The following is a 9,930-nucleotide window of genomic DNA, read 5'->3' on the forward strand; positions in this document are numbered from 1 at the left end:
CGGGCAATGCCAAGCGCGTTTAGATTTATTATTCCGGTCTATATTCCAAAATAGAACTATTCATTCCATTTAGTCATTTCATTCGCAACAACCCCACGCCGTATAGTTTGGTTATTGATTTGTGACAGTAATGAAAGGTTCTCGTGGACTATCTACCCTTATTTGCCGACCTGAAAAAACGGCCTGTGTTGGTCGTCGGTGGCGGTGATGTTGCCGCACGCAAAATAGACCTGCTTCTGCGGGCGGGGGCTGAGGTGAGAATAGCCGCACAGACGCTCTCCCCTGAAGTTGAACAACGCCATCAGGCTGGAGAGGTTATCTGGCTGGCGAGAGAGTTTCGTGCTGAACAACTTGACGATGTTTTTCTGGTCATTGCCGCAACTGATGATGCTGCGCTTAATAGCGACGTGTTTGAACAGGCCAATCAACGTTGTGTATTGGCGAATGTGGTTGATGATCAACCTAAATGCTCCTTTATCTTTCCCTCTATTGTCGACCGCTCACCACTTGTTGTTGCCATCTCGTCTAGTGGTCAGGCGCCAGTTTTAGCGCGCCTGCTGCGTGAAAAACTCGAAACGCTGCTACCCGCCAGCCTTGGCAAAATGGCCGAGATTGCCGGTGAATGGCGTGGGCGTGTTAAAGAGCGCTTTAAATCGATGTCGGCGCGCCGTCGCTTCTGGGAACAAACATTCAATGGACCTTTTGCATCGCTTACCGCTGCGGGACAACTCGCACAAGCCGAAGAAGTGTTGCAGCAGCAACTTGATAATCCAGAAGTCAGCTCGCAGAACGGCGAAGTGATACTGGTTGGGGCCGGGCCGGGTGATGCAGGATTGCTCACATTGCGTGGCTTGCAGGTGATGCAACAAGCCGATGTAGTGCTTTATGACTACTTGGTTAGCGAAGAAGTGCTTGATTTGGTCCGCCGCGACGCTGAGAAAATCTGTGTAGGTAAACGTGGCGGTGGCTCTTCTGTCGCACAAGATGAGATTAACCGTCTGCTGGTGGAGTTCGCTTTACAGGGCAAGAAAGTCGTACGCCTGAAAGGCGGCGATCCCTTTATTTTTGGTCGCGGTGGTGAAGAGCTACAGGCTGCTGCCGCTGCGGGTATTCCTTTCCAAGTGGTGCCGGGTGTGACTGCGGCTGCCGGAGCAACGGCTTATGCCGGTATTCCACTGACGCATCGTGATTATGCGCAGAGCGTAATGTTTGTTACCGGTCAGGCTCGTCCCGATGGCGATACGCTGGAGTGGGCGACGTTGGCAAAAGGTCAGCAAACCCTGGCGATTTATATGGGGGCAATGAAAGCCGGAGAGATTGGCCAACAGCTGATCGCTCACGGTCGCTCCGCACAGACGCCGGTTGCGGTAATTGGTCGAGGCACTCGACAAGATCAGCAAGTCTTCACCGGTACGCTAGAGAATATTGAACAATTGGCTCAACAGGCACCAACGCCAGCGCTGCTGGTAGTGGGCGAGGTCGTTGCGCTTCATCAACAACTTGCCTGGTTCGGGCATCAACCTCAAACCGAGGGCGTTCAACGTCCGTCGGTGGTGAATTTGGCTTAAGGAACTGATATGGACGAAAAACGACTCACTCATTTGCGGCAATTGGAGGCGGAAAGCATTCATATCATCCGTGAAGTTGCGGCTGAATTCGCCAACCCAGTGATGATGTATTCCATTGGTAAAGACTCCTCAGTGATGCTGCATTTGGCACGCAAGGCTTTCTTCCCTGGTACGCTGCCATTCCCGCTGTTGCACGTTGATACCGGCTGGAAATTCCGCGAGATGTATGAATTTCGCGATCGCACGGCGAAAAACTACGGTTTTGAGCTGCTAGTGCATAAGAATCCAGAAGGTGTCGCAATGGATATCAATCCGTTTGTGCATGGCAGTGCCAAACATACCGATATCATGAAAACAGAAGGGCTGAAGCAGGCGCTGAATAAATATGGCTTTGATGCTGCCTTTGGTGGCGCGCGTCGTGACGAAGAGAAATCTCGCGCTAAAGAGCGTATTTATTCGTTCCGTGACCGCTTCCACCGTTGGGATCCTAAAAACCAACGCCCTGAACTATGGCACAACTACAACGGCCAAATTAACAAGGGTGAAAGCATTCGTGTTTTCCCGTTATCTAACTGGACCGAGCTGGATATCTGGCAATACATCTATCTGGAAAATATTGAGATTGTTCCTTTGTACCTTGCCGCACCGCGTCCTGTATTAGAGCGTGATGGCATGTTGCTGATGGTGGACGACGATCGCATTGATCTGCAACCCGGTGAAGTTATTGAGCAAAAAATGGTGCGTTTCCGTACGCTAGGCTGCTGGCCGCTGACTGGGGCTGTGGAATCTGAAGCTCAAACGCTGCCGGAGATCATTGAGGAGATGCTGGTATCGACCACCAGTGAACGCCAAGGCCGGGCCATTGACCGCGATCAGGCCGGATCGATGGAACTCAAAAAGCGCCAAGGTTATTTCTAAGGAAACGTCACTATGAACAATGCAATTGCCCAACAAATCGCTGAGCAGGGTGGCGTCGAAGCTTATCTGCATGCTCAACAACATAAAAGTCTGCTGCGTTTCTTGACCTGCGGCAGCGTTGACGACGGTAAAAGTACCCTGATTGGCCGCTTGTTACACGATACGCGCCAAATCTATGAAGATCAGCTCTCTTCACTGCATAACGATAGCAAACGTCACGGTACTCAAGGTGAGAAGATCGACCTGGCCTTACTGGTTGACGGCCTGCAGGCTGAGCGGGAACAGGGCATTACGATTGATGTGGCCTACCGCTATTTCTCGACTGAAAAACGCAAATTTATTATTGCTGATACGCCAGGGCACGAGCAGTACACCCGTAATATGGCAACCGGTGCCTCAACCTGTGATTTGGCTATTTTGTTGATCGATGCGCGTAAAGGCGTATTGGATCAAACTCGCCGCCACAGCTTTATCGCTACGTTGCTCGGCATTCGTCATCTGGTGGTTGCCGTCAACAAGATGGATCTGGTTGATTACAGCGAAACAGTATTTGAGCAGTTCAAGCAAGATTATCTGGATTTTGCTCAGCAACTGCCGACCGACCTCGATATCAAATTTGTGCCGTTGTCGGCGCTGGAAGGCGACAACGTGGCAACGCCAAGTGAGAAAATGGCGTGGTATCAAGGCCCGACACTGCTCGATGTGCTGGAAACCGTCAACGTCATTAATGTACGTGAACAACAGCCGATGCGTTTCCCGGTGCAATACGTTAACCGTCCAAATCTCGACTTCCGCGGCTATGCCGGTACGCTGGCTTCCGGTTCTGTGCGGGTTGGGCAAAAAGTTAAAGTGCTGCCGTCTGGTGTTGAATCGACCATTGCGCGTATTGTTACCTTCGATGGCGACTTACAACAAGCCTGGGCCGGTGATGCTATTACGTTGGTATTAAACTCCGAAGTTGATATCAGCCGTGGTGATACGCTGGTGGATGCGGCTGAAACAGTAAAAGCGGTCAGAAATGCCAAAGTTGATGTGGTATGGATGGCTGAGCAGCCGCTGAGCGTTGGTTTGAGCTATGACATCAAAGTCGGCGGCAAGAAAGCACGTGCCCGGGTAGAAAATATCGAATACCAGGTTGAGATCAACTCGCTGACTCAACGAGTGGCTGAAAACCTACCGTTGAATGGTATAGGTCTGGTTGAACTGGCCTTTGATGAGCCTTTACTGCTCGATAACTACCAGCAGAATGCGGTGACCGGTGGACTGATCTTTATCGATCGTCTGAGCAACGTCACTGTTGGTGCTGGGTTGGTGCGTGAAGCGTTGGAAGAGGTGTATCAAGAGCAAGATAAATACAGTGCGTTTGAGCTGGAGCTAAACGGTTTGATTCGCCGCCATTTCCCGCACTGGGGTGCGCGTGATTTGCTGGGAGGCAAATAAGATGGCCTTGCAGGACGAAAATATCGTCTGGCATCCGCACGCGATAACGCGTGCGGATCGCGAAACACAGCATGGTCATCAAGGCGTTGTGCTGTGGTTTACCGGGCTATCTGGCTCGGGAAAATCGACACTGGCGGGCGCACTGGAACAGGCACTTTTCAGTTTGGGTGTAAGCACATATTTATTAGATGGCGATAATGTGCGTCATGGTTTGTGCCGTGATTTGAGTTTTTCTGACGAAGATCGCCGTGAAAATATTCGTCGTGTAGGTGAAGTGGCCAAACTGATGGTCGATGCCGGGCTGGTGGTGCTGACTGCTTTTATCTCTCCGCATAAAGTTGAGCGTGAAATGGTCAGAGCTCAGCTTGCTGAAGGTCAGTTTATCGAGATCTTTGTTGATACACCTTTAGAGACTTGTGAAGCGCGAGATCCTAAAGGGTTATACAAAAAAGCTCGAGCGGGTGAATTGAAGAATTTCACCGGTATTGATTCTATTTATCAAGCCCCAGAAAAGCCTGAAATCCATATAGATGGCGAACAATTAGTAACACATTTAGTCCCCCAATTATTAGCTGTACTGCGCCAGCGCGCTATTATCAATCCCTAAATGTGCTCGGCTATACCCGATAAATTTTAAGATGCAGGCAGGCGACAATTGAATGTCGTTAATAAGCCTGCAGCTTGAAGTATTAAGGTATAGATGTGCCGATGACACTTGAAGTATAAGGGGATGATTTATGCAGATATCATTAAACAGGATCTTAAACCGCACCGGGCATGGCGGGAGGGCGGCTAGCGATAAAGAAGAGCCTTCTTACTCGTTGCTAGGCGGCACGACAGGCTTTGTTTTCTATTGGCTTGCTTTGGCGTTGCCGTTTGTCGTTTATGGCTCCAATACGCTGTTTTTCCTCTTGTATACCTGGCCATTTTTCCTGGCGCTGTTGCCTATCTCTGTGCTGATAGGCGTTGGCGTTAGCATGCTGTGTCGAGGCAACTTATGGAAAACAGCCTTGCTGACAGGATTGTTGGTTGTGGCGATGTTCTGGGCCGTCTTCTCTTTTCTGACGGGGTGGTAGTTTTTCATTCGATACTCATTTTCCGACTGGATATGAGTTTCGTTTCGGCTAGTTCAAATATCTTAACCACCGTGTTTTCCGGCCACTAAAGTCTGCATTACTGTAAATCCTTGTGTCATTATCTGCCTTATTCTCACTTTGATTCCTAATCTCTGCTGCATTTTCCCCTTCATAGTGGAGTCAAAGGCAAAGTTGTGGGATGATTGAGCGGCTTTTTTAGGGGGCGGGATGGGCAAACTAACGCTGCTATTATTAATAATTCTTGGCTGGCTCCAGTATTCACTGTGGCTAGGGAAGAATGGTATTCACGATTATGTCCGTGTGAACGATGACGTACAGGTGCAACAAGCCAATAACGTCAAACTCAAATCACGGAACGATCAGCTATTTGCAGAAATTGATGATCTGAATGGCGGTCAGGAAGCGATCGAGGAACGCGCACGTAATGAACTTGGCATGATTAAGCCAGGTGAGTCGTTCTATCGTCTGGTGCCAGATCAAAACAAACGCAATTCGACGGTCACGCAAGTTAAGCAAAATAACAATCCATGAGTCATACAGTCCATGAGTCACACCGTCGCCTCCTTCCAGAGATCGTCGCGGTAATCCCAGCAGCCGGTATCGGCAGCCGCATGCAAAGTGAGTTTCCCAAGCAATATCTTGCTATCGGTGGGAAAACCCTGCTTGAACATGCGGTACATGCGCTATTGCGCAGTCCGCAAATTCACAAAGTTATTATCGCAATCAGTCCACATGACCAATGGTTTGCAACCTTACCCTTGGCGGATGATCCGCGTATTCAAACGGTGATTGGCGGTAGCCAGCGTGCTGAGTCGGTAATGGCAGGTTTACAACAAGCAGGGGAGGCGCAATGGGTGCTGGTGCACGACGCCGCGCGCCCTTGTTTGCACCATGATGATTTAAACCGCTTGTTGGCTTTGGCGCAGGATAGCGACATTGGCGGTATTCTGGCGGCACCGGTTCGCGACACCATGAAACGCGGTGAGCCCGGCGTTGAGGCCATCGCCTGTACTGTTGACAGAGAAAACTTGTGGCACGCGCTAACGCCGCAGTTTTTCCCGCGAGCTTTGCTAACAAGCTGTCTGCAACGTGCGCTGGATGAAGGTGCCAATGTGACGGATGAGGCTTCAGCGCTCGAATATTGTGGTTTCCATCCAGTATTAGTCGCTGGCCGGGCTGATAATATTAAAGTGACTCGCCCTGAAGACTTGGCTCTGGCTGCGTTTTATCTCACCCAGTTAGACCAAATAATCTAATTTTTAACCAAATGAGAACAACAGGAGAACGCATAATGCGTATCGGTCACGGTTTTGATGTACATAAATTTGGCGGAGAAGGCCCGCTGGTGATCGGCGGTGTGCGTATTCCTTATCCACAAGGCTTACTGGCTCACTCTGATGGTGACGTTGCGCTGCATGCGGCGACGGATGCGCTGCTTGGCGCGGCAGCATTAGGCGATATTGGCAAGTTGTTCCCTGACACCGATCCTGCTTTCAAAGGTGCGGATAGTCGTGAGTTGCTGCGTGAAGCTTATCGTCGCATCTGCGATAAGGGCTATCGCTTAGGTAATTTAGATATCACTATTATTGCGCAGGCACCGAAAATGGCGCCACATATCCCACAAATGCGTGTTTTCCTTGCAGAAGATCTGCAATGCCATATGGATGATGTGAACGTTAAAGCGACCACGACCGAACAACTCGGTTTTACCGGCCGTGGCGAAGGTATTGCCTGCGAAGCTGTCGCGTTACTCGTCAAGGTTTGATGCAATGGATATGAATAAACTCACCTGGTTGCATGGAGAACCTGCATCCAGTGGCGTGTTAAAAGCTACCCCTGAAGATTTTCTGGTTGAAGAAGATCTCGGCTTTGAGCCGGATGGCGAAGGTGAGCACCTGTTAGTCCGCATCCGTAAAACCGGGTGTAATACCCAGTTTGTTGCCGATAGTTTGGCGCGTTTTGCGGGTATTGCTGCTCGTTCTGTCAGCTACGCCGGTCTGAAAGATCGCCATGCGGTAACGGAGCAGTGGTTCTGCCTGCATTTGCCGGGGAAAGAAAATCCCGATTTTAGCCGTTTTGAGTTGGAAGGCTGCGAAGTCGTGCGTTTTGCTCGCCATCTGAGAAAAATGCGTATCGGTACACTTAAAGGCAACTCTTTTACCTTGGTGTTGCGTCAGCTAAGCGATATCAGCGATGTAGAAGCACGTCTGCAAAAAATTGTCGTGCAGGGCGTGCCGAACTATTTTGGCGTACAGCGTTTTGGCCGCGGCGGAAACAATCTGGTGCAAGCCAAGCGTTGGGCGAACAACGATATCCGTGTCAAAGAACGCCCTAAACGCAGTTTTTATCTGTCAGCCAGTCGTAGCGCGCTGTTTAATTTGATTAGTAGCCAGCGATTAGCTGAGCATGGCGATAAACAGGTCATGTTAGGTGATGCATTGCAACTGAGCGGTCGCGGCAGTTGGTTTGTCGCCAAAGCAGAAGAAATGGCGTCAGTGCAAGAGCGAGTGCTCAGTGGTGAACTGCTGGTGACAGCGCCATTACCTGGTGATGGCCCGCTGGGAACGCAAGAAGAGGCCGAGGCCTTTGAGCTGAGTTGCATCGCTGACCAAACCGAATTGATGTCGCTACTCAAGCGTGAGCGTGTAGAACCTGCGCGCCGGGCCATGATGTTGCAACCGCAACACCTTGGCTGGTCAAGATTGGATGAGACGACGCTGAAACTGCAGTTCTGGTTACCGGCCGGCAGCTTCGCGACCAGCGTAGTGCGCGAGTTGATGCGCCAGGGCGATATCGAAGCTGATATCTCCGAGTAACTGCAGTCAACAACCCTATAACTTGAAGTATGACGGGTATACATCGGTATTTGGCGGTAGAAACCTTGGCAACAGAGGTTATAATCCACTAATTAGCCTTGCGAATGAGGCAGTATGCCGCGCATTCAATATTAAGTTGTATCTGCTATTTGGTCTGATTATCAGTTTAGTCAAACAACCATTTGGTCGAGAACACGAGCAGGCGCAGGATTAAGCGTAAATAAAACCAAGGGCGGCAGTTTACATGCGCATATTGCTGAGATATGCGCATTCTTGTTTCATGTAGTCTCATGTCATATCACCCATCAATCACCCCGCCTTTAAATTCAAACAGTCAATCTCATGTTGTCTCATGTTGTTTATTGACAGCTCACAAAAAACAGGACAACGTACAGGACAACGTTAATTCTCAGATGGCTTGTCCGGCATGGCTCTTACAGACACGAAAATAAAAAACGCAAAACCCCAAGATAAACCCTACACACTTCAAGATGGCAACGGCCTCTATTTGGAGGTTAGGCCCACGGGGTCAAAATTTTGGCGTTACAGGTTCTGGCTAACTCCGACGAAAGATAGTCGTTACACGATCGGCGAGTACCCATCCGTGTCTCTTTCTGACGCAAGAAGGGGAAGGGAGTGGGCTAGAGAGCAAGTAAAGCTTGGGTTTAATCCGACGGATGTAAGAAAGAAAGAGAAGCTTAGCAACATAGCGGAAGCATCAAACACTTTTGAATTAGTCGCAAAAGAGTGGATAGAAAAGAAGAGGCCAAACTGGACGGCTGGAACTCGCGTTCAGGTGGAAACTTTTTTAAAAGTAAACTGTTATCCGGCATTTGGCAAAAAACCGATTCGTGATGTTACCTCTCATGAGATACTCTTTGTGCTCCAGTCGATGGAAAGGCGCGGATCAGCATCTTCAGCTTTAAAGGTGAGGCAGTGGTGCTCTGCCATATTCTGTTATGCCGTATCGACACTAAGAGCTGAATCTGACCCCGCCGCCGCGCTGAAAGGGGCAATAATACAACCCAAAACCAAGAACTCTCGCTGCTTAACACATGATGAGCTGCGGCAGTATTTCAATGCCCTTGCTGATTATTCTGGATTCCCGCAGACTAAAATAACCCTGCTTCTCCTTCCGTTCTTGTTTCTTCGACAGGGAGAATTGAGGAATGGCCTTTGGTCAGAGGTAAACTTTGACGAAGCGATATGGGTGATACCTGCAAGTCGCATGAAGATGAGCCGTTCGCACTCAATACCGCTTACTGACACGACATTGAAACTGCTAACTCAATTAAAATCGGTTGTTGGTGATAATGATTTAATGATTCCGAGCATTAAAGATAAAAGAAAGTCGATGAGCAGATCTACTGTGAATCGAGCTATAGAGTATCTGGGCTTTGAAAGAACTCTGATAACTAGTCACGACTTTAGAGCAACGGCATCGACTACTTTATATGAGATGGGATTTCGGCGCGAAGTTATAGAAAAGCAACTGGCACATGCGGAAACTAACCGCGTTGTCGCCGCCTATAATCACGCCGAATATCTAAGGGAGAGAAGGGAAATGATGGAAGTGTATGACGAGTGGCTACGAGGCTTCATGCCTGATTCATTGCTTTGACTCGCTCCTGATATTTTACGATGCTCGACTCAGGCCAGCGAGACATCCTGGCCCCGTTACGGACTGGCTGGTCTATTTCACCGGCTACGACTTTTCTGTATAGCGTAGCCCGGCTAATCCCGAGCGTCTCGCATACGCCTCTTGCTTTCAAAAACTTCTCAACTATTTGCATATTTACCTCTCTTCAAACTGACCATTTAGAACGCCGATAGTCCACAGAAACAGCGGTAAGCTGAATCGCGGTGCAATCGGCGCGTGATGTTTTTTTATGATTGGGCCGGGCAGATGATCAAACGGGGTTTTGGGATTTGCTTGTATTGCTTCGTGTAGCTCTGCGTTGCATTTTCGTGCGGCAGAGCGAAGGGCATTGCGTTCTGCTTCAGATTCAGGAGACATAGTTACTCCAATTTGACACCCGGTATTTTTCCTGCTGCTATTGCATCGTATATTTCACCACAAATTCCTTGCAG

Annotated in this window: 11 protein-coding genes; 10 read left to right on the forward strand and 1 reads right to left on the reverse strand. The window is 49.4% G+C overall.

Annotated elements, in window-relative coordinates:
• Positions 1-143 precede the first annotated feature (143 nt).
• The 10 genes from cysG to ACL9RG_RS20940 all read left to right on the forward strand — a co-directional run bounded on the left by cysG (position 144) and on the right by ACL9RG_RS20940 (position 9,460).
• Positions 144-1,568, forward strand: coding sequence for a siroheme synthase CysG (cysG, locus tag ACL9RG_RS20895; protein WP_422794582.1), 1,425 nt, complete (start codon positions 144-146; stop codon positions 1,566-1,568).
• A 9-nt stretch (positions 1,569-1,577) separates the two neighbouring features.
• Positions 1,578-2,486 carry a sulfate adenylyltransferase subunit CysD gene (cysD, locus tag ACL9RG_RS20900; protein ID WP_422794583.1) on the forward strand — a complete coding sequence of 303 codons (909 nt, stop codon included), beginning with the start codon at positions 1,578-1,580 and terminating at the stop codon, positions 2,484-2,486.
• A 12-nt stretch (positions 2,487-2,498) separates the two neighbouring features.
• Positions 2,499-3,926: a sulfate adenylyltransferase subunit CysN gene (cysN, locus tag ACL9RG_RS20905; RefSeq protein WP_422794584.1), complete on the forward strand. Its 1,428-nt coding sequence runs from the start codon at positions 2,499-2,501 to the stop codon at positions 3,924-3,926.
• Position 3,927: 1 nt separating this feature from the next.
• Complete coding sequence (cysC, locus tag ACL9RG_RS20910; protein WP_422794586.1) at positions 3,928-4,533, forward strand: adenylyl-sulfate kinase; 606 nt, start codon at positions 3,928-3,930, stop codon at positions 4,531-4,533.
• Between the two features lie 130 nt (positions 4,534-4,663).
• Positions 4,664-5,002, forward strand: a complete 339-nt coding sequence (locus ACL9RG_RS20915) for a DUF3561 family protein (RefSeq protein ID WP_422794587.1) — start codon at positions 4,664-4,666, stop codon at positions 5,000-5,002.
• 228 nt (positions 5,003-5,230) lie between these two features.
• The gene (gene ftsB / locus ACL9RG_RS20920) at positions 5,231-5,554 is read left to right on the forward strand and encodes a cell division protein FtsB (RefSeq protein ID WP_422794588.1); all 324 of its coding nucleotides are present in this window, start codon (positions 5,231-5,233) and stop codon (positions 5,552-5,554) included.
• On the forward strand, positions 5,551-6,279 hold the full coding sequence (gene ispD, locus ACL9RG_RS20925; RefSeq protein WP_422794589.1) for a 2-C-methyl-D-erythritol 4-phosphate cytidylyltransferase: 729 nt from the start codon (positions 5,551-5,553) through the stop codon (positions 6,277-6,279). Before ftsB ends, ispD begins: the two co-directional genes overlap by 4 nt.
• A gap of 35 nt (positions 6,280-6,314) precedes the next feature.
• Complete coding sequence (gene ispF / locus ACL9RG_RS20930) at positions 6,315-6,788, forward strand: 2-C-methyl-D-erythritol 2,4-cyclodiphosphate synthase (RefSeq protein ID WP_422794590.1); 474 nt, start codon at positions 6,315-6,317, stop codon at positions 6,786-6,788.
• 4 nt (positions 6,789-6,792) lie between these two features.
• Positions 6,793-7,839: a tRNA pseudouridine(13) synthase TruD gene (gene truD, locus ACL9RG_RS20935; protein ID WP_422794591.1), complete on the forward strand. Its 1,047-nt coding sequence runs from the start codon at positions 6,793-6,795 to the stop codon at positions 7,837-7,839.
• A 427-nt stretch (positions 7,840-8,266) separates the two neighbouring features.
• Positions 8,267-9,460 (forward strand): tyrosine-type recombinase/integrase, encoded by a 1,194-nt coding sequence (locus tag ACL9RG_RS20940; RefSeq protein ID WP_422794592.1) that lies wholly within the window; start codon positions 8,267-8,269, stop codon positions 9,458-9,460.
• 174 nt (positions 9,461-9,634) lie between these two features.
• Here ACL9RG_RS20940 and ACL9RG_RS20945 read toward each other — a convergent pair whose 3' ends face one another.
• Entirely contained in the window at positions 9,635-9,856 is a 222-nt protein-coding gene (locus ACL9RG_RS20945; protein WP_422794593.1) for a hypothetical protein, read from the reverse strand.
• Between the last annotated feature and the right edge of the window lie 74 nt (positions 9,857-9,930).

The sequence above is a fragment of the Rouxiella sp. Mn2063 genome (assembly GCF_049319665.1).
GTDB lineage: Bacteria > Pseudomonadota > Gammaproteobacteria > Enterobacterales > Enterobacteriaceae > JBMOUD01.

Bases quoted from the DNA above. Each gene is read 5' to 3' on its own strand.
- ACL9RG_RS20915 (WP_422794587.1), top strand. From the start codon at position 4,664: ATGCAGATATCATTAAACAGGATCTTAAACCGCACCGGGCATGGCGGG.
- cysC (WP_422794586.1), top strand. From the start codon at position 3,928: ATGGCCTTGCAGGACGAAAATATCGTCTGGCATCCGCACGCGATAACG.
- truD (WP_422794591.1), top strand. From the start codon at position 6,793: ATGGATATGAATAAACTCACCTGGTTGCATGGAGAACCTGCATCCAGT.
- cysN (WP_422794584.1), top strand. From the start codon at position 2,499: ATGAACAATGCAATTGCCCAACAAATCGCTGAGCAGGGTGGCGTCGAA.
- ispF (WP_422794590.1), top strand. From the start codon at position 6,315: ATGCGTATCGGTCACGGTTTTGATGTACATAAATTTGGCGGAGAAGGC.
- ftsB (WP_422794588.1), top strand. From the start codon at position 5,231: ATGGGCAAACTAACGCTGCTATTATTAATAATTCTTGGCTGGCTCCAG.
- ACL9RG_RS20940 (WP_422794592.1), top strand. From the start codon at position 8,267: ATGGCTCTTACAGACACGAAAATAAAAAACGCAAAACCCCAAGATAAA.
- ACL9RG_RS20945 (WP_422794593.1), bottom strand. From the start codon at position 9,856: ATGTCTCCTGAATCTGAAGCAGAACGCAATGCCCTTCGCTCTGCCGCA.
- ispD (WP_422794589.1), top strand. From the start codon at position 5,551: ATGAGTCATACAGTCCATGAGTCACACCGTCGCCTCCTTCCAGAGATC.
- cysD (WP_422794583.1), top strand. From the start codon at position 1,578: ATGGACGAAAAACGACTCACTCATTTGCGGCAATTGGAGGCGGAAAGC.